This is a genomic window from Streptomyces sp. NBC_01190 (assembly GCF_045039895.1).
Taxonomy (GTDB): domain Bacteria; phylum Actinomycetota; class Actinomycetes; order Streptomycetales; family Streptomycetaceae; genus Actinacidiphila.
Genome location: NZ_CP108580.1, coordinates 1,239,027 through 1,260,532 on the forward strand (window position 1 = coordinate 1,239,027; position 21,506 = coordinate 1,260,532).

Annotated in this window: 18 protein-coding genes; 8 read left to right on the plus strand and 10 right to left on the minus strand. The window is 73.4% G+C overall.

Annotated features, from left to right (window positions below; genetic code table 11):
• Position 1: 1 nt before the first annotated feature.
• The 4 genes from OG519_RS05250 (at position 2) to OG519_RS05265 (ending at position 4,993) form a co-directional block, all read left to right on the plus strand.
• Complete coding sequence (locus OG519_RS05250) at positions 2 to 901, plus strand: carbohydrate ABC transporter permease (RefSeq protein ID WP_405579258.1); 900 nt, start codon at positions 2 to 4, stop codon at positions 899 to 901.
• A complete protein-coding gene (locus tag OG519_RS05255; RefSeq protein ID WP_405579261.1) occupies positions 898 to 1,740 on the plus strand; it encodes a carbohydrate ABC transporter permease in 843 nt (280 codons plus the stop codon). Before OG519_RS05250 ends, OG519_RS05255 begins: the two co-directional genes overlap by 4 nt.
• Positions 1,737 to 4,124 (plus strand): beta-glucosidase, encoded by a 2,388-nt coding sequence (locus tag OG519_RS05260; protein ID WP_405579264.1) that lies wholly within the window; start codon positions 1,737 to 1,739, stop codon positions 4,122 to 4,124. Before OG519_RS05255 ends, OG519_RS05260 begins: the two co-directional genes overlap by 4 nt.
• Positions 4,125 to 4,411: 287 nt before the next feature.
• Positions 4,412 to 4,993: a hypothetical protein gene (locus OG519_RS05265; protein WP_405579266.1), complete on the plus strand. Its 582-nt coding sequence runs from the start codon at positions 4,412 to 4,414 to the stop codon at positions 4,991 to 4,993.
• A 19-nt stretch (positions 4,994 to 5,012) separates the two neighbouring features.
• Here OG519_RS05265 and OG519_RS05270 read toward each other — a convergent pair whose 3' ends face one another.
• The 5 genes from OG519_RS05270 to OG519_RS05290 all read right to left on the minus strand — a co-directional run bounded on the left by OG519_RS05270 (position 5,013) and on the right by OG519_RS05290 (position 13,556).
• Positions 5,013 to 5,816 carry a TrmH family RNA methyltransferase gene (locus tag OG519_RS05270; RefSeq protein ID WP_405579268.1) on the minus strand — a complete coding sequence of 268 codons (804 nt, stop codon included), beginning with the start codon at positions 5,814 to 5,816 and terminating at the stop codon, positions 5,013 to 5,015.
• A complete protein-coding gene (cobA, locus tag OG519_RS05275) occupies positions 5,809 to 7,038 on the minus strand; it encodes a uroporphyrinogen-III C-methyltransferase (protein WP_405579270.1) in 1,230 nt (409 codons plus the stop codon). The genes OG519_RS05270 and cobA overlap by 8 nt, the downstream gene beginning before the upstream one ends.
• 534 nt (positions 7,039 to 7,572) lie before the next feature.
• On the minus strand, positions 7,573 to 11,184 hold the full coding sequence (gene cobT, locus OG519_RS05280) for a nicotinate-nucleotide--dimethylbenzimidazole phosphoribosyltransferase (protein ID WP_405579272.1): 3,612 nt from the start codon (positions 11,182 to 11,184) through the stop codon (positions 7,573 to 7,575).
• 345 nt (positions 11,185 to 11,529) lie between these two features.
• On the minus strand, positions 11,530 to 12,729 hold the full coding sequence (gene cbiE / locus OG519_RS05285; protein WP_405579274.1) for a precorrin-6y C5,15-methyltransferase (decarboxylating) subunit CbiE: 1,200 nt from the start codon (positions 12,727 to 12,729) through the stop codon (positions 11,530 to 11,532).
• Between the two features lie 119 nt (positions 12,730 to 12,848).
• Complete coding sequence (locus OG519_RS05290; RefSeq protein ID WP_405579276.1) at positions 12,849 to 13,556, minus strand: GNAT family N-acetyltransferase; 708 nt, start codon at positions 13,554 to 13,556, stop codon at positions 12,849 to 12,851.
• Between the two features lie 202 nt (positions 13,557 to 13,758).
• Between OG519_RS05290 and OG519_RS05295 the strand changes: the two genes are divergently transcribed.
• The 3 genes from OG519_RS05295 (at position 13,759) to OG519_RS05305 (ending at position 15,569) form a co-directional block, all read left to right on the plus strand.
• Positions 13,759 to 14,574 (plus strand): class I SAM-dependent methyltransferase, encoded by an 816-nt coding sequence (locus tag OG519_RS05295; RefSeq protein ID WP_405579278.1) that lies wholly within the window; start codon positions 13,759 to 13,761, stop codon positions 14,572 to 14,574.
• Positions 14,575 to 14,662: 88 nt separating this feature from the next.
• Positions 14,663 to 15,031 (plus strand): hypothetical protein, encoded by a 369-nt coding sequence (locus tag OG519_RS05300; RefSeq protein WP_405579281.1) that lies wholly within the window; start codon positions 14,663 to 14,665, stop codon positions 15,029 to 15,031.
• Positions 15,032 to 15,077: 46 nt separating this feature from the next.
• Positions 15,078 to 15,569: a hypothetical protein gene (locus tag OG519_RS05305; RefSeq protein WP_405579283.1), complete on the plus strand. Its 492-nt coding sequence runs from the start codon at positions 15,078 to 15,080 to the stop codon at positions 15,567 to 15,569.
• Positions 15,570 to 15,594: 25 nt separating this feature from the next.
• Here the strand turns inward: OG519_RS05305 and OG519_RS05310 are convergent, their stop codons facing one another.
• The gene (locus OG519_RS05310; RefSeq protein ID WP_405579286.1) at positions 15,595 to 16,110 is read right to left on the minus strand and encodes a GNAT family N-acetyltransferase; all 516 of its coding nucleotides are present in this window, start codon (positions 16,108 to 16,110) and stop codon (positions 15,595 to 15,597) included.
• A gap of 165 nt (positions 16,111 to 16,275) precedes the next feature.
• Complete coding sequence (locus tag OG519_RS05315) at positions 16,276 to 16,905, minus strand: sigma-70 family RNA polymerase sigma factor (protein WP_405579289.1); 630 nt, start codon at positions 16,903 to 16,905, stop codon at positions 16,276 to 16,278.
• A 347-nt stretch (positions 16,906 to 17,252) separates the two neighbouring features.
• Here OG519_RS05315 and OG519_RS05320 point away from each other — a divergent pair, with 347 nt between their 5' ends.
• On the plus strand, positions 17,253 to 17,921 hold the full coding sequence (locus tag OG519_RS05320; RefSeq protein ID WP_405579291.1) for a lysophospholipid acyltransferase family protein: 669 nt from the start codon (positions 17,253 to 17,255) through the stop codon (positions 17,919 to 17,921).
• Positions 17,922 to 17,986: 65 nt separating this feature from the next.
• Here the strand turns inward: OG519_RS05320 and argH are convergent, their stop codons facing one another.
• The 3 genes from argH to OG519_RS05335 all read right to left on the minus strand — a co-directional run bounded on the left by argH (position 17,987) and on the right by OG519_RS05335 (position 21,293).
• Positions 17,987 to 19,423, minus strand: a complete 1,437-nt coding sequence (gene argH, locus OG519_RS05325) for an argininosuccinate lyase (protein ID WP_405579294.1) — start codon at positions 19,421 to 19,423, stop codon at positions 17,987 to 17,989.
• Positions 19,420 to 20,616 carry an argininosuccinate synthase gene (locus OG519_RS05330; RefSeq protein ID WP_405579297.1) on the minus strand — a complete coding sequence of 399 codons (1,197 nt, stop codon included), beginning with the start codon at positions 20,614 to 20,616 and terminating at the stop codon, positions 19,420 to 19,422. The genes argH and OG519_RS05330 overlap by 4 nt, the downstream gene beginning before the upstream one ends.
• Before the next feature lie 143 nt (positions 20,617 to 20,759).
• A complete protein-coding gene (locus OG519_RS05335; RefSeq protein ID WP_405579299.1) occupies positions 20,760 to 21,293 on the minus strand; it encodes an arginine repressor in 534 nt (177 codons plus the stop codon).
• Positions 21,294 to 21,506: the final 213 nt, after the last annotated feature.

Genomic DNA, 21,506 nt, shown 5'->3' on the forward strand with positions numbered 1-21,506 from the left:
GATGAATCCCAGCCACCGTACCTCCGCTGTCGCGGTGACCCGCCCGGGCTTTGCCTGGGCGGTCCCCGCCACCGCCTTCTTCGTCCTGTTCGCCGTCGTGCCGCTGATCCTGGTCGCCGTGCTCTCCTTCACCAGTTGGGACGGCCTGGGCTCGCCCGCGTTCGCCGGCTTCGACAACTGGACCGCCCTCTTCCACGACCACGTGATGGTCCAGAGCCTGTGGTTGAGCCTGGTCGTCACCGTGCTCGGCGTCGCGGTGCAGACCCCGCTGAGCCTGCTGCTCGGGGTGTGGGCGGCCGGCCGGCAGCGCAACCGCGCGGTCTTGTCGGCGGTCTACTTCGTCCCGCTGCTGCTGTCGGCGACCGCCGTGTCCGTCCTGTGGCGGGCGCTGCTCGACCCCAACTTCGGGGTGCCCGCCCAGGCCAGATGGCTCTTCGGCGACGGCAATCTGCTCGGCACCCAGACCGGGGCCATCGGCGTCCTGGTGTTCGTGGGCGCCTGGCAGTACACCCCGTTCCACACCCTGATCTACCAGGGGGCGGCGCGCGCGATCCCCCAGGTCCTCTACCAGGCCGCGCAGATCGACGGCGCGGGCACCGTACGGCAGTTCTTCCACATCACCCTGCCGCAACTGCGCAACACCATGATCACCTCGATGATCCTGATGGTCGTCGGCGGCCTGACCACCTTCGACACGGTGCTGATCCTCACCCAGGGCGGCCCGGGCACCGACACCACCATCAGCGCCTACTACATGTACCAAAAGGCCTTCAAGGGCTTCGACTTCGGCGGCGGCGCGGCCATCGCCCTGGTGCTGGTGGTGGTCGCCACGATCATCTCCCTGATCGTCGTCCGGATCTCCGGCTACGACGACATGCGCGGCTCGGCGGAGGGACTGTGAGCCCCCGCCGCGGCGCGTCGAGACGACACCGCCCCAACTACCTGGCCGGACTCGGCTCGCTGGTCTGGCTCTTCCTGGTCGGCCTGCCGCTGTACGTGATGCTCGCCGCCACCCTGCAGAGCCGGAGCGACTACGCGGCGGGCGGTCCGCTGGCCTTCCCCCGCCACTTCACCCTGCACAACTACACCGCGGACTTCTCCAACGGCTTCGGCCGGTACTTCCTCCACACGGTCGTGGTCACCCTCGCGGTGGTCGGCATCGTGCTGCTGCTGGTGCCACCGCTGTCGTACGCCATCGTGCGCAGCCGCGGCCGCATCACCACCGGGGTCTTCCGGCTCTTCCTGCTCGGTCTCGCCATCCCCGCGCAGGCGGTGATCGTGCCGATGTTCTACGTCATCAGCAAGGCCGGCCTCTACGACAACCTGATCGGGGTGATCCTGCCCACCGCGGCCTTCTCGCTGCCGGTGTGCGCCCTGATCCTCACCGGGGTGATGCGCGACATCACCCCCGACCTCTACGAGGCGATGGCGATGGACGGGGCCCCGCCGTGGCGGGTCTTCGTCCAGCTCGTCCTGCCGCTGTCCAAGGGCGGCCTGTCCACCATCGTCGTCTTCTCCGCCCTCCAGGCGTGGAACGGCTTCCTCTTCCCCCTGGTGCTCACCCAGTCCGACTCGGCGAAGGTGATCACCCTGGGCCTCTACAACTTCCAGACCGAGCACGGCGTCGACATCCCCGGTCTGCTGGCCGCGGTCGTCCTGTCGATGCTGCCCATTCTCATCGTCTACCTGTTCGCCCGCCGCGCCCTGGTCCAGGGGCTCATGGGCGTCGGAGGAAAGTGACCGACACCGTGGCCGAAGAGAAAGACCCCGCCGCCCCCGCCTGGCGGGACCGTACCCTGGCGCCGGCCGCCAGGGCCGACGCGCTGATCGCCGAGATGACCCTGCGGGAGAAGGTCGCGCAGCTCTTCGGCGTGTGGGTGGGCGCTTCCGCCGAGGGCGGCGAAGTCGCCCCTTACCAGCACGAGATGGAGGAGCGGACCGAGCTCGAACCCCTGCTGCCGCACGGGCTCGGCCAGCTCACCCGGCCCTTCGGCACCGCCCCGGTCGATCCGGCGCTCGGCGCGCTCTCGCTGCTGCGCACCCAGCGCCGGATCGCCGCCGCCAACCGCTTCGGCATCCCGGCGCTCGCCCACGAGGAGTGCCTGGCCGGCTTCGCCACCTGGGGCGCCACCGCCTATCCGGTGCCGCTGTCGTGGGGCGCGACCTTCAACCCCGGGCTGATCCGTGAGATGGCCGAGCGCATCGGCCGGGATCTGCGCTCGGTCGGGGTGCACCAGGGGCTCGCCCCGGTGCTGGACGTCGTGCGCGACGCGCGGTGGGGCCGGGTGGAGGAGACCATCGGGGAGGACCCCTACCTGGTGGGGACCGTCGGCACGGCCTACGTCCAGGGGCTGGAGTCCGCCGGGGTCGTCGCCACCCTCAAGCACTTCGCCGGCTACTCCGCCTCCCGGGCCGGCCGCAACCTCGCCCCCGTCGGCATGGGGACCAGGGAACGCGCCGACGTGATCCTGCCGCCCTTCGAGATGGCGATCCGGGAGAGCGGTGTCCGCTCGGTCATGCACGCCTACACCGACACCGACGGGGTGCCGGCCGCGGCCGACGAGCGGCTGCTCACCGGGCTGCTCCGGGACACCTGGGGCTTCACCGGGACGGTCGTCGCCGACTACTTCGGCATCACCTTCCTCAAGACCCTGCACGGCGTGGCGGGGACGCTCGGCGAGGCGGCCGGCGCGGCCCTCGCCGCCGGTGTCGACGTCGAACTGCCCACCGTGAAGGCCTTCGGGGAGCCGCTGCTCACCGCTGTCGCGGACGGCGAGGTCCCCGAGGCGCTCATCGACCGGGCGGTGCGCCGGGTGCTCGTCCAGAAGGCCCAACTCGGCCTGCTCGACGACGACTGGGACGCCGTGCCCGAGGCGCTGGCCGGCGCCGACCTGACCGACCCGCGGGCCCTGCGCGGCTCGGTCGATCTCGACGGCGCCGCCAACCGCGAGGTGGCCGGGCGGATCGCCGAGCAGAGCATCGTGCTGCTGAGCAACGACGGGACGCTGCCGCTGGCCGCGCCCGCCCGTATCGCCCTCATCGGCCCCAACGCCGAGGCGCCGGCCGCCGTCCTCGGCTGCTACGCCTTCCCCGTCCATGTCGGGGTGCGCCATCCCGAGGTGCCGGTCGGCATCGAACTGCCCACGCTGCGCGAGGCTTTGGCGGCGGAGTTCGCCGGCAGTGAGATCGTCACCGCGGCCGGCACGGACATCGACGGGTCCGCCACCGGCGGCATCGCCGAGGCGACCGCGCTGGCCCGTACCGCCGACGTGGTGGTGCTCGCGCTCGGCGACCGGGCCGGGCTCTTCGGGCGCGGCACCAGCGGGGAGGGCTGCGACGCGGAGTCGCTGGCCCTGCCGGGTGTGCAACAGGACCTGCTGGACGCGCTGTTGGACGCCGGTGTGCCGGTGGTGGTGACACTGCTCGCCGGGCGCCCCTACGCGCTGGGCCGGGGGGTGCGGGAGGCCGCGGCCATCGTGCAGTCCTTCTTTCCCGGCGAAGAGGGCACCCGGGCCATCGCCGGGGTGCTCAGCGGCCGGGTCGATCCGTCGGGCCGGCTACCCGTCTCGGTCCCGCGCGGTCCGGGCGGCCAGCCGTCCACGTATCTCGCCGCGCGGCTCGGGCAGGTGAGCGAGGTGTCCAGCATCGATCCGACGCCGGCCTTCGGCTTCGGGCACGGGCTGACGTACACCACGTTCCGCTGGAGCGATCTCGACGTGGACGAACTGCACACCCATACCGGCGGCGACGTTCGTCTGTCGTTCACGGTGCGCAACACGGGCCGGCGCGGGGGCACCGAGGTGGCGCAGGTGTATCTGCACGACCCGGTCGCCTCGGTGGTCCAGCCCGTGCAGCGGCTGATCGGCTATCAGCGGGTGGAGCTGGCGGCCGGCGCGGCGGCCAGGGTGACGCTGCGGATACCGGCCGAACTCGCCGGGTTCACCGGCCGGGACGGCCACCGCGTCGTGGAGCCGGGGGCGTTGGAGCTGCGGCTCGGCCCCTCCTCCACCGATGCCCGGCTGACCGTGATCCTCACCCTCACCGGGCCGGCACGGCGACTGGACCACACCCGGCGGCTGCACGCGGACTTCGGGGTCACCCCGCTCGACTCCGGCGGCCGCTGATCGCCGCTGGAGGCCGCTGATGGCCGCCGGGCCTACGGTCCTCGCCTCCCCTCGGCGGCCAGGGGAACGGCCGTTGGCCACGAGGTGACATCCGTCACGTCTTGTTCGCCCGCCGTAACGTGCCTGAAACGGAGGCTTGATGAGCTGAAACGGTGAGAAACCGCCCGAGGACGGCGGTCGCAGCGCGGGCGGCAGCCCTTCCGGTCGTTCCGGAGCACCGTACGGCGGTGGCCGCCCGACAACGCACCGCTGCGCCGTCGGTCCGCCGGAAGCAGGAGGCCGCCGCCATGGATTCCGGCACCCCACCGGGCGCCTTAGCCGACGCCCGCGGCTTTGTCAGCGTCGAACGCTATGAAGTGACCCGGGCCAGAAAACACCCGCCGGGCGGCGGGTGCGGCCTCGACGGACGCGTGCCCGCGCTCTCCCTCGCCGTCGGCACCACCGCCGGGCAGGTGGTGCTGCGGGCCACCCCCGGCGCCGCCGAGCCCGGCGGCCGGCAGGTCCTCGACGAGCACTTCGTCGTCGACGCCGACGCCCATGACTCCGGTGCCCGGCTCGACCGGGCCTGGCTGGACTGCGCCGACGTGCTCTACGGCAGCCGGCCGCGGAGCCCCGGCGACGCGATCCGCTGGCTGACCGGCATCGCCGCCGGGCGCGACACCTGCCGGATGGCCGCGGTGCCGCTGACCAAAAACGGCTGGGCCGCGCTCGACACCGCGCGGCAGGAGGTCACCCTGCTGCCCGTCGACACCCCGCACGGCCACTGGTTGTGGCCGTCCTGCCTGCTCGGCTGGCTCACCGCCGGCGGGAAACTCCAGGACCTGGTGGCCGTCCGGCCGGCGTACTCACCTGGCACGCGGGGCGGTTGACGGGTTCAGGACCGCGGGATCACGGCCGGGTCGCGTAGAAGGCCACGGCCGAGGCGGCGGCGACATTGAGGGAGTCCACTCCCCCGGCCATCGGGATGCACACCCGGACCTCGGCCTCGCGGAGTGCGGCCTTCGACAGGCCGTCGCCCTCGGTGCCGAGCAGCAGGGCGAGCTTGTCATGGCGGCGCGCCGCGAGCTCGTCGAGGGTGACGGAGTCCTCGGCGAGGCACAGCGCGGCCGTCACAAAGCCGTGCCGCCGCAGCAGTTCGAGGTCGGCCGGCCAGGACTCGATCCGGGTCCACGGCACTTGGAAGACCGTGCCCATCGACACCTTCACCGCCCGGCGGTAGAGCGGATCGGCGCAGCGCGGGGTGAGGAGGACCGCGTCGACGCCCAGCGCGGCGGCGTTGCGGAAGGCGGCGCCGAGGTTGGCGTGGTCGACGGTGTCCTCGAAGACGGCGATCCGGCGGGCGCCGGCGAGGAGTTCGGCGGCGGCGGGCAACGGCCGGCGGGCCATCGCGGCGAGCGCGCCGCGGTGGACGTGATAGCCGGTGACCTCCTCGGCGAGCGCCGGGTCGACCACGTAGACGGGGGCGGTCGCCGCCTCGATGACATCACCCATCACATCGAGCCACTTCGCGGAGAGCAGCATCGAACGCATCGCGTAACCCGCCGCGACGGCCCGGCGGATGACCTTCTCGCCCTCGGCGACGAAGAGGCCCTCGGCGGGTTCGCGGTGGCGGCGCAGTTCGACGTCGGTGAGCGACGTGTAGTCGGCCAGCCGCGGATCGGCTGCGTCGTCCAGCACGACCGGCTCAGCCATGGGCGGCCGTCCCCCGGCCGACGCCCACCACAGCACCGATGACGATGACGGCCGGCGGCCGGACCGCCTCCTCGGCGACCTTCGCGGCGACGGTGGCGAGGGTCGCGTCCACCCGGCGCTGCGCGGCGGTGGTGCCCTCCTGGACCACCGCGACCAGGGTGTCCGGGGCCCGGCCGCCGGCGATCAGCGCCTCGGCGATCGCGCCGATCCGCTCCACCGCCATCAGCAGGACGAGGGTGCCGCGCAGCCGGGCGAGGGCCGGCCAGTCGACCAGGGAACGCGGGTCGCCGGGGGCGACATGACCGCTGACCACGGTGAACTCATGGGCGACGCCGCGGTGGGTGACGGGGATCCCGGCGGCGCCCGGCACGCTGATGGAGCTGGAGATACCGGGGACGACGGTGACCGGGACACCGGCGGCGGCGAGTGCCTCGGCCTCCTCCATCCCGCGCCCGAAGACATAGGGGTCGCCGCCCTTGAGCCGGACGACGGCCTTGCCGGCCTTGGCGTGGTCGATCAGCGCGGCGTTGATGGCCTCCTGGGTCATCGCCCGGCCGTACGGGATCTTCGCCGCGTCGATCACCTCGACGTGCGGCGCCAGTTCGTCCAGCAGGTCGCGCGGGCCGAGGCGGTCGGCGATCACCACGTCGGCCTCGGCGAGCAGCCGGCGGCCGCGGACGGTGATCAGGTCGGGGTCGCCGGGGCCGCCGCCGACCAGAGCGACGCCGGCGGTACGGGTGCGGTGCTGGGGCGCGACGAGGGTGCCCTCGCGCAGCCCGGCGATCACGGCGTCCCGTACGGCGGCGGAGCGGCGCGGGTCGCGGCCGGTGAGGACGGCCACGGTCACCCCGTCGGTGCGGCCGGTGGCCGGGGTCCAGGCGGTGGCGGCCTCGGCGTCGTCGCTCCGTACGCACCAGATCCGGCGGGCCTCGGCCTCGGCGGAGGCGGCGGCGTTCACGGCGGCGTCGGTGGTGGCGATCAGGGCGTACCAGGCGTCGGCGAGGTCGCCGTCGGCGTAGCCGCGCTGCTCCCACCGGAGTTCGCCGGCTGCCGCCATGGCCTCCACGGAGGGGGTCACGGCGGGCGACACGAGCAGGATGTCCGCGCCGGCGGAGACCAGGGCGGGCAGCCGCCGCTGGGCGACCTGTCCGCCGCCGACCACCACGACCCGCCGCCCGGCCAGCCTCAGCCCCACGGGGTACGCGGCGCGCTGCTCTTGCATGTACGGCTCCTCTTCTCCGGGCGGTGCCCCCACCAGGCGGATCCCCAGGTTACGGTGGCCCGCGCCTCGCCCGATCCCCCAGGGTCCAGCGCGGCCCCCTGCGGGGTGCGGGGCCGGCCGGAACCGGTGGGGCGCCCCCGTCACACCCGGACCGCGGCCCGGTGGGCGCCGATCGCGCAGTTCCCCGCGCCCCTACAGGGCCCAGCCCCCCTGCCCGGGGCAACCACCACGTACCCAGGGGCGCGAGGAACTGCACGCGCAACCACGACGCACCCACAGGCCGTTAACGGCCGAAACCAGCGGGGCGCCCCCGTCGCACCCGGACCGCGGCCCCGTGGGCGCCGATCGCGCAGTTCCCCACGCCCCTACAGGGCCCAGCCCCCCTGCCCGGAGCAACCACCACGTACCCAGGGGCGCGAGGGTCCGCGCGCGCAACCACGACGCACCCGCAGGCGACGAACGCACCGCCCACCCAAACGCGCCCGCGGGGGGCAGACGGGGTGAGCCGGGAGATCTGGTCACCCGGAGGGAGTCCTACCCTTTTTCGGTGACCCCCGCCGCGTCGAAGGTGGCGACCTCGTGCATGACGCGGGCCGCGCTCTGGACGAGGGGCAGCGCCAGCAACGCCCCCGTACCCTCACCGAGGCGGAGGTCCAGGTCGACGAGGGGGCGCAGGCCGAGGGTGGTGAGGGCGGCGACATGACCGGGCTCGGCGCTGCGGTGTCCCGCGATGCAGGCGGCCAGGACCTCCGGCGCGATCGCCCGGGCGACAAGCGCCGCCGCCCCGGCGCTCACACCGTCCAGGATCACCGGCGTCCGCAGCGCCGCCGCCCCGAGCAACAGCCCGACGATCGCCGCGTGTTCAAGGCCACCGACCGCCGCGAGGACGGCGATCGGATCCGCCGGGTCGGGCCGGTGAAGCTCCAGCGCCCGCCGCACGACCTCGACCTTGCGCGCGTGCATCTCATCGTTGATCCCGGTCCCGCGCCCCGTCACCTCCGCCGGGTCCGCCCCGGTGAAGACGGCGATCAGCACCGCGGAAACCGTGGTGTTGGCGATCCCCATCTCCCCGGTGAGCAGCGCCTTGTTGCCCGCCGCCACCAGATCGCGGGCCGTCTCGATGCCGATCTCGATCGCCCGCAGCGCCTCCTCGCGGCTCATCGCCGGGCCGACGGTGAAGTCCGCGGTGCCCGGCCGGACCTTGCGCGGCAACAGCCCCGGCGTGGTGGGCAGCTCCGAGGCGACGCCGACATCGATGACGCACACCTCCGCGCCGACCTGGTTGGCGAACGCGTTGCAGACCGCGCCGCCGCCCAGGAAGTTGGCGACCATCTGCGCGGTGACCTCCTGCGGCCACGACGTCACACCCTGGGCGTGCACCCCGTGGTCACCGGCGAAGATCGCCACCGCCGCGGGCTCCGGGATCGGCGGCGGGCACTGCCGGGACAGCCCGCTGAGCTGCGCGGAGATGATCTCCAGCATGCCGAGCGCGCCGGCCGGCTTCGTCATCCGCTTCTGCCGCTCCCACGCCTCGCCGAGCGCCTTGGCGTCGAGCGGCCTGATGCCGCGCAGCGTCTCTTCGAGCAGGTCGTGCGGCTCCTCGCCGGGCAGCGCCCGGTTGCCGTACTCCTCCTCGTGCACGACCCACGACAGCGGGCGCCGCTTGGACCAGCCCGCCTGCATCAGCTCGGGCTCGTCGGGGAACTCGTCGACATAGCCGACGCAGAGGTAGGCGACGACCTCCAGGTGTTCGGGCAGGCCGAGTTCCGCGACCATCTGGCGCTCGTCGAAGAAGCTGACCCAGCCGACGCCGAGCCCTTCCGCCCGGGCCGCCAGCCAGAGGTTCTCGACGGCGAGCGCCGAGGAGTAAGGGGCCATCTGCGGCTGGGTGTGCCGGCCGAGGGTGTGCCGGCCGCCGCGGGTGGGGTCGGCGGTGACCACGATGTTCACCGGGGTGTCGAGGATCGCCTCGATCTTCAGCTCGCGGAACTGCCGGGCGCGGCCCTTCGGCAGCGACTTGGCGTACGCCTCGCGCTGGAGCATGGCGAGGCCGTGCATCTTCTCGCGGGTCTTCTCGGACCGGATCACCACGAAGTCCCACGGCTGGGAGTGGCCGACGCTGGGCGCGGTGTGCGCGGCCTCCAGCACGCGGAGCAGGACGTCGTGCGGGATGGGGTCGGAGCGGAAGCCGTTGCGGATGTCGCGGCGTTCGCGGATGACCCGGTGCACGGCGTCGCGGACGGCGGGCTCGTACGGCTCGGCCGCGGTGCCGGGGTCCGGCGGTGGGACGAGGGCGAGACCGTCGCCGCGCGGCGGGGCGTCAGCAGCGAGTCCGTCAGGCGCCGCGTCGGCGTCCTCGGCCGGCGCGGCCCGGCGGCGACGGCCCTTGCCTGCCTCCGCCTCGCCCGCGGTCCCGGCCTCCGTGAGCTGCTGCTCGGGGGCGTCGAGGGTGCCGAGGGTGCCGAGGGTGTCAAGGGTGTCGAGGGTCACGGCCTCGGGCTCGACCGGTACGGGTCCGCCCTGGACGTCCGGGCCGGCGCCGTCACCGTCGCCGGTCGGGGCGTCGTCGGGCACGGCCCGCGCGTCGGCGATGTCCGGTCCGACGGGGTCGGGGACAACGGTGAGGGTGGTGGGGGCGCCGGCCGCGACCGGTGCGGCACCGGCGTCCTCGGCTCCCGGCTCGACGGGCGCGGTTGCCTCGACGGGCGTGGCTGCCTCGGCCGGGGCGGCCGGCTGGGGCGCGGGCACCGCGGCGGGCGGCGCGACGGGGATCTCGACGGGGGGCACCACCGGGGGAAGCGGCATCGCGAAGCCCGGCACCGGCGCGCCTTCGGCCGCGGCGCCCGACGACGGCTCGGCCGTGGGGGCCGCCGCGACGGCGGGCAGGGGCGCGGCCTGTTCCGCCGGCTGCGGCGCCGGAAGATCCACGGCGCCGGGGTCGGCCGGGGGCTGGTCGGCGACGGGCGCGAAACCGTCCCGTGCGTCCGGCTCCTGGCCGGGGACGGCCTCCGTGGCGCCGGCGGCGTGCTCCGCCGCGGCCGGGGCGGCGGCGGCCTGGGGCGCGGCCTGCGCCCCGACCGGCTCGGCCGGTGGCGACGTGACCTCCGCCGTACCGCTCACCGTCGGCTCGGTCGCCGACACGGCCACCGCTCCCGACGGATCGCCCACCGGCTGCGGGGGGGCCACCGCCTCGGGCGCCGGCTCGGGCGGTGCCACCGGCTCGGGCGCCGGATGCGCGGCCGGGGCTTCCACCGCTTGCTCGGGCAGCATCGCCCCGCCGCCGTCGGGCACTTGCGGCGCGGGCGCGGCGAACTGGGGCCCGTCCGCCACGGCCGGGAGCGGATCGGCGGCCGGGACCGGTGCGGCGGCCTGGGCCGCGGGAGTGTGCTGGGCCGGGATGATGCTGTCGGCGTGCGGGATGAGCGACTGCTGCGAGGCGACCGGAGCCGTCGGCCACGCGCTGCCGGGCAGCGGAGCGGCCGGGTTGGCGGGCTCGCCGGTCTGCTGGGCGGGAATCACCGGGGTGCCGTCGGACGGCACATCGAGGTATTCGGGGCCGACGGTGGGCGGTCCCGGCGCATGGACGGCCGGACCGCGGTCGGCGAGGGAACGCACCGACACCCCGCCGCTGGGGGTGTCCACGATGGGCGGACCCAGATGCAGCGGGCGGCGCGGCGCGGCCATCGGGCCCGGGGCGGCCTGCTCCCCCGTACCCGGCCCCGCGATGCCCGGGCCGAAGGACCCGAGGCCGGCGCCGGCCGGTTCACCACCGGCGGACTCGACGGCGGCGTGCCCTTCCGCGCCGAGCGGCTGCCCGGCGGGCGTGCCGGGAACCGACGGTACGTCATACCGCTGGGGCGGCACCGGCTGCGGGTCGCTCCAACTGCCCTGCGGTCCCGGCATCAGCAGGACGTCGTCCTCGTCCTCAAGGCCGGCGCCGGGTGCGGCGGGCTGGTCGAGATAGGCGTACCCGTTCGCGCCCTGCTCGGCCGCCTGCGGGGCGAGGAGAACCTGCGGGTCCGCTCCTCCCCACTCGGGCTGCTGCGGCAGGCCGTGGCCGGGAACGTCGGGGTGCGGCCGGCGGGCCGCGTCTCCGAGCGCGTTCTCCGGCAGCCCCTCGCCGGGGATCTGACCGGTGTCCGTCATGCGTGCCCCTCGCCCATCGGTTTCGCTCCTTCCAGCCGCTGCGCCGACCACGAGCCAGTGCTTCATGACCCCCATGAAGCACAACGAGCGTGCCAGGGATGCGGCACGTCGGCGCCCGGTGCCCGAAGAGCTCGACACCCCGTCAACGCACGACGACGGCACAACGATCGGTCAGCCTACCCCCCGCCGGTCGGCCGTCCGGCCAGAAGTCCGCACCTCGGGACGTACGTCACACCGTCCCCTTTCCTGCCGCCTTCCTGCCGCTTCGACCAGGGAAAACGTGGTCAAGGAGGTCAAGGATGCCCCCGCGGCGGGAGCGGGCGGGGCGTACGCCGGGGGCGGGCGTCAGCGGCGGGTGGCGCTCAGTGCGAAGGTGACCGAACGTTCGCGCTCGGCCCATTCGTTGTCCAGTTCGACGGATTGCAGCAGGACGCGCTCCACGTCGTAGCCACCCTCCTCCAGCGCCCTGGTGACCGCTTCGGCCTGATCGCGGGTGGCCGCGTCGGTCACGATCCGCTCCGGGCGGCGGGCCGCGCACGCGGTGGCCACATCGGGGTCGGCGCGGCCGATCCGCACCACGTCCGGCTCCGGCAGATCGTCGAGGGCCTGCGGCGCGGTGCCGTGCACGACGTGCAGTTGGACACCGATCCGGCGGGCGGTCACGGTGATCCAGTCGCAGGCGTCCGCGTCGCGGTCCACCGCGATGACGGCGGCGCCGAAGCGGGCCGCCTCCACCGCGATCGAGCCGTCGGCGGAGCCGATGTCCCACACCAGGTCGCCGGTGCGCGGGCCCAGCCTGGCCAGTTGGAAGGCGCGGAGCTGGGCGGGCACGTCGCCGCCGTATCCCGCGGCGAGCGCCCAGCCGCGGACCGGCCCGGGGAAGCCGGGGTCGCGGCCGGCGATCCAGCCGGTGCGGCCGGCCACACCGGGCGCGCTGGAGGCCATGCCGCCCACCACGAGCACCACGTTGGGATCGCGCCAGATGTGGTCGGCGACCTTGTCCGAGGTGAGGACGGTGACCTGTTCGTGCTCGGTGCCGAGGGCCTCGCAGATGACGAAGGTGCGGTGCACCCCGGTGAGCAGCAGGGAGAGTTCGGCGGGGCCCGCGCCGGGGGCGGTGAGGACCGCCACCTTGGGATAGGCGCGGCAGACGTTGACCGCGCGGCGCAGGGTGCGGCTGGTGACGGCGACCACCCGGGCGTCGTCCCAGGGCATGCCCGCCCGGGCGAACGCCTGAGCGACGGAGGAGACGCCCGGCACGACCTCGACTTCGAGACCGTGTTCGGGGGCGCGCAGTTCGCGCACCACGCCGAAGAAGCCGGGGTCGCCGTCGGCGAGCACCACCGCGGTGCCGCGATGGCCGGCGATCCGCCGGGCGGCGATCTCGATGCTGCCGAGGACGATGTGTTCCGCGCCCTTCGGCACATACGGCAGGGCCAGGTGCTGGCGCGAGCCGGCCACCAGTGTGGCGGCGTCCAGCGCGGCGATCGCTGCTTCGGACGGCGGTGAACCGTCCCACCCGATCACGGTGACCCGGTCGGCCATCGTCTGAAGCCCCTTCGTGGCGGTGCGGATCACTGGGCCCCGGCGGTGTCCTCGTCACGCGCTGAACCGGTCCGGGGTGAGAACCCTAACCCGGCGCGGCGGCGGGCGGCGCGGCGCGGTCAGCGCCACCGCGCATACGCGCTGTGGTGCGGGTAGTTGCCGGCGGCGCCGGCGCCGCCGTGACCGCCGTAGGACCGGTAACCGTCGTAGCTCTCGTCGCCGCCCCCCTGGCCGGAGTCCTCGTCCAGGTCCTCCGGCAGCAGACTCCACACCAGCAGGTCGGTACGGGTCTCGGCCCAGTGCCCCGGCCCGGTCTGGGTGCGCACCAGCCCGGCGCCGCGCAGCACCCCCTCGCTGACGCAGCCGATCTTCTGGGCCACCTGCTGGGAGGCGGTGTTGTCCGCGGCGGTGCGCAGTTCGACCCGGGCGAACGCCTGCTCCTCGAAGAGCCAGCGGCAGACGGCGAGTACGGCTTCGCACGCGTATCCCTCGCCCCGGGCCCAGACCGCGGTGAGATAGCCGATCTCGGTGGCCCGGATCCGCCAGTCGGTGCGCTGGAGGGTCACGGTGCCGACCAGCCGCTGGGTGAGGAACTCGGTGACGGCGAGCACCAGGCCGCGGCCCTCGGCGCGTTCGGCGGGGGCGGTCCTGGCCACGAACTCATGGGCGTCGGCGGCCGTGTACGGCTGCGGCACCCCGGTCCACGCGGTGATCAGCTCGTCGTCCATCATCTCGACGAGCGAGGGCACGTCGGCCTCGTCGTACGCGCGCAAGCCCAGCCGCTCCGTGGAGATGGAGATGTCCGGGAAGGCCGGGCTTGAGGTCATTCGCTGCTCCGTGGCCGGGGGCATGGGGTGGGTTGCACGGCTGTGATGTGAACGGCACTGAACAGCATGCAGCATCGCGCGCGGCTGCCACCGGGCAGGGTCGCGGCGGCGGCGCGGCGGCGAACGCCCTTCCAGGGTAGGCCGAATGCCCGTCAGGACGGGTATCCGTGGACGTCATCCGAAACTGCTACCGTCAGCCCGCGTGAGAGTGCACCACGCAGCAGGCGTCGGCTATCAGCGGGCCGCGGGGGTCTATGAGCGCTCCCGGCCCTCCTACCCGATGGCCGCGCTGGCGGCCCTCGCCGACGCGCTGCCCCTGGAGTCCGGTCGTACCGTGGTCGATCTCGGCGCCGGCACCGGCAAGTTCACCCGGCTGCTGGCGCTCACCGGCGCCGAGGTGCTGGCGGTGGAGCCGGTCCGGGAGATGCGCGAGCAGATCGCGGAGCTGCTGCCGGGGGTCGCGGTGACCTCGGGCACGGCGGAGGCGACCGGGCTGCCGGCCGGCTGCGCGGACGCGGTGGTGGCGGCGCAGTCCTGGCACTGGTTCCGCGCGGGCGAGGCGCTGACCGAGGTGGAGCGGCTGCTGCGGCCCGGAGGCGCGCTGGCCCTGGTGTGGAACACGTACGACACCTCGGTGCGGTGGGTCAGGGCCTTCCAGGACATCTACTTCCGGCTGGCGCCGAGCGATCTGCCGAGCCCGCCGCTGACGTCCGGCCCTGGGGACCCCGGCGACTGGCGGGCGGTGTTCGCCGCCCGGGCGGGCTGGGGCGCGGTCGAGGAGCGGCACTGGCCCAATCCGCACACGACGACGGTGGCGGACGTGGTGGAGCGGATGATGTCGTCGAGCCACATCGCGGTGCTGGACGCGGGCGCGCGGACGCGGGTGCGCTCGGAGGTGGAGGCGGTGCTGAGCGGATTGAGGGGACCGAGCGGATCGAGCGGATACGACGCCACCCGGGGCGGCGGCGAGATCGAGATGCCGTACCAGACGGACGTGTACTGGACGCGCTTCGGCTGACGCCCGGGCCGCCTGCCGGGACGCCCTCGGAGGGCTTGCGCGGGGGGCGGGAGGCGGCGGCCGACACGCCGGGTAATAAAGTCGTCGCATGCTTGACGCGGTCATCATCACGGTATCCGTCACGGCGCTGCTGCTGGCGGCGTGGTGCGGCTTCGCGGCCTACCGCGACTCGCCGACGAAGGACTGGCACTTCGCCGCGATGGCGGTGGTGACGCTGGTCACCCTGGTCCAGCTCGTGATCTCCGTGGTGCAGCTCGGCCGCGGTGAGCGACCGGAGCAGGGTCTGGCGGTCTTCCTCGCCTATCAGATCGGGGCGGCCTGCACGATTCCGGCGGCGGCTTTCATGTCCCTGGTCGAGCGGACCCGTTGGGGCTCGGCGATCGTCGCGGCCGGCGGGATCATCCTGGCCGTGCTCGAACTGCGGCTGCACGAGATCTGGGGTAACGCACATGGCTGACAACACGGCCGGGACGGCTGACACGGCTCCTGACACGGCTGGGGACATGACACAGCAGACGGCACCGGGCAAGCCGGCGGACGACGCGGTGGACCCGGCACCGGGCAAGGCGGCGGACGGCATCGGGACCGGCCCCGGACGGCTGCTGCTCTCGCTCTACGCGGTGTTCACGGTGGCCGCGCTCTCCCGGTCGATCGTCCAGCTCAGCACCAAATACCACGAGGCGCCGCTGGCGTATCTGCTCTCGGGGCTGGCCGGGGTGGTCTACGCGGTGATCACCGTCGCGCTGTGGCGGGGCGGCGAGTCCGCCCGCAGGGTCGCGCTGGTGTGCTGCTCGGCGGAGCTGCTCGGGGTGCTCACGGTGGGCGTCGCCACCGTCGCGGACTCCTCCGCCTTCCCCGACGCGACCGTCTGGTCCGACTTCGGGATCGGCTACGTCTTCCTGCCGCTGGCGCTTCCGGTGGCCGGCCTGCTGTGGCTGCGCCGAGCCGCCCGTGCGGCGGGGGCGGGGGCGGGGCCACGGCAGGCCGGTCACTGATCAGGTCCGCGTAAACGGGCCGGTGTCAGGCGGTGGCCGCCAGCGACGGGGAGATCTCGCCCGCCGCGGACTTCTCCATGTGCACCAGGCTCAGCCGGCGGCTGACCGGCTCGGCCGCGCCCACCTGCTCGTACCCGAGTTTGCGGTACATCCGAAGGTTGACCTCGCTGCGGTGGCCGGTGAAGAGCCGGAACCGCTTGGTCTCCGCCTCCTCGGCGAGCCTGACCTCCAAAGCGGCCAGCAGCCGGCCGCCGAGGCCGTGCCGTTGCAGCCGCGGATGGACGATCAGCTTGCCGATCATCGCGGTGCCCTTGTCGTCGACCGTGCCGCGCACCGAGCCGACGACCTCCTGACCGAGCCGCGCCACCAGGACGACTCCTTGGGCGAGTTCGTCCCGCAGCTCGTCCAGCGTCTGGGTGAGCGGCTCGATGGCGTAGTCGCCGTAGAGCTCGGCTTCGCCCTGGTAGCAGAGGTATTGGAGTTTCAGGATCTTCTCGGCGTCGCCGTGCTCCGCCGTAGAGATGGTCACGCTCATGCCCATGCGCGCAGGCCTCCCCTTCGAATACGTCCCGGCGGTTACCGGATGGGTCCGGAAGGTGCGCCCGGGACGCCTGCTTGAGGTGGAGTTGGTGCGGGTTCGCGCCGTCTCCGTGGCGCCGATGATCGCACAAACGTCCGACCGAGCACCGTGAGTGTGCTGCTCGTCTCAGTCCCGTCCGCGCGCGCCAAGGTACCCACCGCCGCCGACTGTTGACCGTGCCTTACCCCGACTCACCGGGGATCCAACCCTCGAATTGAGGATTGACCGCAGACAGCCGAGACAACGCGAGCGCAGCGGGCCGAGACTCCCCTGGGAGATGCCCAGCTCACGGGAGATCTCCTGGTACGTGAGGTCGGACCGGGACAGCAGGGCCGCGACGATCTGCGGGCAGCGGCCGGGCAGCCCCCGTACCGCGGCGAGCACCGCGCGATGGCGCTCGGCGGCCAGCACCTGCTCCTCCACCGTCCCGGCCGCCCCGCCGCCGTCGGCGCCCGGCACCGGGGGCCCCGCGTCGGGGGCGCCGCAGGGTCGTTCGCAGCGGATCCGCCGGATCTCCGAGCGGGCCTCGTCCCGCACCGCGCCGCGCACCCAGGCGCCGGGCTCGGGCGGCGGCCCGTCCAGCTCCAGCAGCCGGAGCCAGACCGCCTGTTCGAGATCGGCCGCCTCGATGCCGCCGCCGGGCGGTGCCTCGGCGGCGGCCTCCGCGGTGAGCAGCGGGCCCAGCGAGGCATAGCGGGCGAGCCGGCCGCCGGGGTCGGCAGGGTCAGCGAGGTCGATGGCTGCCGCGAGTTCCATGGCTTCTGCATAGCCGGTGCGGGGCGGCGGAGGGGGCGGGCGGCGGCCCGGCGTGGCCGGTTTCACCGCATGGTGTGGTGCGGCCGGCACTCGTCCGGCGGCGGGTGCGCCCTCCCGCGGCCCCCCGCGTTCACCCGCATTCACCCCTATGCACCCCTGTTCACCAGCACCCCGCCCGCTGCCCGCCGGCGGCCGGGGCGGGCGGCGGGTGCGGCAAGTGGTCGCCGGCTTACGGTGCGCGAGGCGGACCGGGCGAAGTAGGGTCAGCGGTACGGGCCGGTAGCCGCAGGTGGCGGCGGCTCGTGCTCGGCGACCGTGAACGACCGGAGGGTCCGTTGTACTCCCGCATGTCCCGCAGTGTGCTGAAGGCGATCCTGCTGGTGCTGATGCGCCTCTTCTACCGCCCGACGGTCGAGGGCGCCGAACGGATCCCCGGCACGGGGCCGGTGATCCTGGCCGGAAACCATGTCACCTTCGTGGACTCGCTGTTCCTGTCCCTGGTGGTGCGGCGGCAGGTGTATTTCATCGGCAAGGACGAATACATCACCGGCAAGGGCCCCAAGGGCCGGCTGATGGCGTGGTTCTTCACCACCTGCGGCATGATCCCGGTGGACCGCGACGGCGGCCACGGCGGGGTGGCGGCACTGATGACCGGCCGCCGGGTGCTCGACGCGGGCCGGATCTTCGGGATCTACCCCGAGGGCACCCGCTCCCCCGACGGCCGTCTCTACCGCGGCCGGACCGGCGTCGCCCGGCTGGCGCTGATGACCGGCGCCCCGGTGGTGCCCTTCGCGATGGTCGGCACCGACAAGGTCCAGCCCGGCGGCACCGGCATGATCCACATCGCCCCGGTCACCATCCGCTTCGGCGCCCCGCTGGACTTCTCCCGCTACGAGGGCATGGAGCGCGACCGCTATGTGCTGCGGGCCGTCACCGACGAGGTGATGAGCCACGTGATGAAGCTGTCCGGCCAGGAGTACGTGGACATCTACGCGACCAAGGCGAAGGCCGCCTGATCCGTCCGACGCGCCCGACGGGCCGCCCCGGGCGCGGCGCCGGCCGGCCCGGGGCGGGGCGGTTGTCAGACGTTCTTGGCCTCGGCCCAGGTGTGCTGCCCGGCCACATCGCCCTTGACCTCGGCCAGTTGGGTGGCGACCGCGCTGGGCGCGGTGCCGCCGCGGCCGCCGCGGGAGGCGAGGGACCCCGGCACATTGAGCACGGTCCGCACCTCGGGGGTCAGGTGCGGTGAGATCTTGGCGAACTGCTCGTCGGAGAGCTGGTCGAGTTCGATGCCCTCGGCCTCGCAGACCTTGACGCACTCCCCCGCGACCTCGTGCGCGACCCGGAACGGCACACCCTGCCTGACCAGCCACTCGGCGATGTCGGTGGCCAGCGAGAAGCCGGCCGGGGCCAGCTCCGCCAGCCGCTCCCGGTGCACCGTGAGGGTGGCCATCATCCCGGTGAACGCCGGGAGCAGCACCTCCAGTTGGTCGCAGGAGTCGAAGACCGGCTCCTTGTCCTCCTGGAGGTCGCGGTTGTAGGCGAGCGGCAGCGCCTTCAGCGTGGCCAGCAGTCCGGTGAGATTGCCGATCAGCCGGCCCGACTTGCCGCGGGCCAGCTCGGCGATGTCCGGGTTCTTCTTCTGCGGCATGATCGAGGAGCCGGTGGAGAAGGCGTCGTGCAGGGTGACGAAGGAGAACTCCTTCGTGTTCCAGATGATCACCTCTTCGGCGATCCGCGACAGGTTGATCCCGATCATCGCCGTGATGAAGGCGAACTCGGCGACGAAGTCGCGCGAGGCGGTGCCGTCGATGGAGTTGCCGACGCTGCCGTGCTCGAAGCCGAGCTCCGCGGCGACGGCCTCCGGGTCGAGGCCGAGCGAGGAACCGGCCAGCGCGCCGGAGCCGTACGGCGACACGGCGGTGCGCGCGTCCCACTGCCGCAGCCGTTCGGCGTCCCGGGCGAACGCCTGGACATGGGCCAGCACATGGTGGGCGAAGAGCACCGGCTGGGCGTGCTGGAGGTGGGTGCGGCCGGGCATCGCGACATCCGGATGCGCTTCGGCGAGGCCGACCAGCGCGTCCTGGAGGTCGGCGATCAGACCGGCGATGATCCGGGCGTGGTCGCGCAAGTACATCCGGAAGAGCGTGGCCACCTGGTCGTTGCGGGACCGGCCGGCCCGCAGCTTGCCGCCGAGGTCGGGGCCGAGGCGTTCCAGCAGACCGCGTTCGAGCGCGGTGTGCACGTCCTCGTCGGCGATGGTGCCGGTGAACTCGCCCGTGGCGACGGCCGTTTCGAGGTCGTCGAGGCCGGCCAGCATCCGGTCGAGCTCGTCCGGGGTGAGCAGTCCGGCCTGGTGCAGCGCCCGGGCGTGGGCCCGGGAGCCGGCGATGTCATAGGGCGCGAGCCGGAAGTCGAAGTGCACCGAGGCGGAGAGCCTCTCCAGGGCGGCGGACGGTCCGTCGGCGAACCGGCCGCCCCAGAGCTTGACGTCCTGGTGGTCCCTGCCTTCGGTCACTGCGCCATGTCCCGCTTGGCGGCGATCTTCGAGGACATGCCGAAGATCTCGATGAAGCCCTTGGACAGCGACTGGTCGAAGGTGTCGCCGGTGTCGTAGGTCGCCAGGTTGAAGTCGTAGAGCGAGGTGTCGGAGCGCCGTCCGTTGACCACCGCGCGACCGCCGTGCAGCACCATCCGGACCTCGCCGGAGACATACTCGTTGGCCTCGTTGATGAAGCCGTCCAGCGCCCGCTTGAGCGGGGAGAACCACATGCCGTCGTAGACGAGTTCGCCCCAGCGCTGCTCGACCTGCCGCTTGTAGCGGGCGAGTTCGCGCTCGACGGTGACGTTCTCCAGCTCCTGGTGGGCGGTGATCAGCGCGATCGCGCCCGGCGCCTCGTAGATCTCCCGGGACTTGATGCCGACCAGCCGGTCCTCGACCATGTCGATCCGGCCGATGCCCTGCGCGCCCGCCCGTACGTTGAGCTGCTGGATCGCTTCCAGGACGGTGACCGGGTGCCCGTCGATGGCGACCGGCACGCCCTGCTTGAAGGTGATGACCACCTCGTCGGCTTCCCGGGGGGTCGCGGGGTTCTCGGTGTACTCGTAGACGTCCTCGATCGGCGCGTTCCAGATGTCCTCGAGGAAGCCGGTCTCGACCGCCCGGCCGAAGACGTTCTGGTCGATGGAGTACGGGGACTTCTTGGTGGTCGCGATCGGGAGGTTCTTCGCCTCGCAGAAGGCGATGGCCTTGTCCCGGGTCATCGCGTAGTCACGGACCGGGGCGACGCACTTCAGCTCGGGGGCGAGCGAGGAGATGCCGGCCTCGAAGCGGACCTGGTCGTTGCCCTTGCCGGTGCAGCCGTGGGCGACCGTGTCGGCGCCGTGCTTGCGGGCGGCGGCGACCAGGTGCTTGACGATGACCGGCCGGGAGAGCGCCGAGACCAGCGGGTAGCGGTCCATGTACAGGGCGTTGGCCTTGAGCGCCGGCAGACAGTACTCGTCGGCGAATTCGCTCCTGGCGTCCGCGACCTCGGCCTCGACGGCACCGCAGGCGATCGCGCGCTTGCGGATGACGTCCAGGTCCTCGCCGCCCTGGCCGACGTCCACCGCGACGGCGATGACCTCGGCGCCGGTCTCCTCGGCGATCCAGCCGATGGCGACGGAGGTGTCCAGGCCGCCTGAGTAGGCGAGTACGACGCGCTCGGTCACGACTCTCTCCTTAGGTTCATACACTGACAGGTATAAGTATGCACTCCTCCGTATGACTCGTCAACGCGGCAGGTCAGAGGGGTGACAGGGCGATGACAGCGGGGTGGCCGGCGGGGACGCGGGGGTGCTTGCGGCGCTGCTCCCTAGCCCTCGCCCTGGGCGAGGCGCAGCAGGTGGTCGGCGAGTTTCTGGCCGCCGGCCGGGTCGCGGCTGATCAGCACGACCGTGTCGTCACCGGCGATCGTACCGAGGATGTCGTACACCTCGGCCTGGTCGATCGCGGAGGCGAGGAACTGGGCGGCACCCGGCGGGGTGCGGACCACCACCAGGTTGGCGGAGGCCTCGGCGGAGATGAGCAGCTCCCCGGCCAGCCGCCGCATCCGCTCCTCCTTGACGGATTCGCCGAGCGGCGCCTGCGGGGTGCGGAAACCGCCCTCCGAGGGGACCGCGTAGATCAGCTCGCCGTCGTTGGTCCGGATCTTCACCGCACCGAGTTCGTCGAGGTCGCGGCTGAGCGTCGCCTGCGTGACGCTCAGCCCGTCGTCGGCGAGCAGCTTGGCGAGCTGGCTCTGCGACCGCACCGGCTGCCGGCCGAGGATGTCCACGATCCTGCGGTGCCGTGCGGTGCGGGTCTGCGGTACGGCCTGGCCGCCGCCGTGCGTCTGCGCCTCGCTCATCGTCGCGCCGTTCTCCGCGCCGGCGGCCTTCCCGGGGTTCCCGGCGTTCTCAGGGCTCTCGGCGCTCTTCTCGGCGTTCCCGGCATTTCTCGGCGTTCCCCGTCTTCTCGGCCTGCTGGTGCTACGCGGTGTTGGGCGGTCCCGGCGTTTCCGGCTCTCCAGGCGTTCCCCGGCGCTTCCCGGGTGCCCCGGCTGCGGACCCGGTCCGCCCGG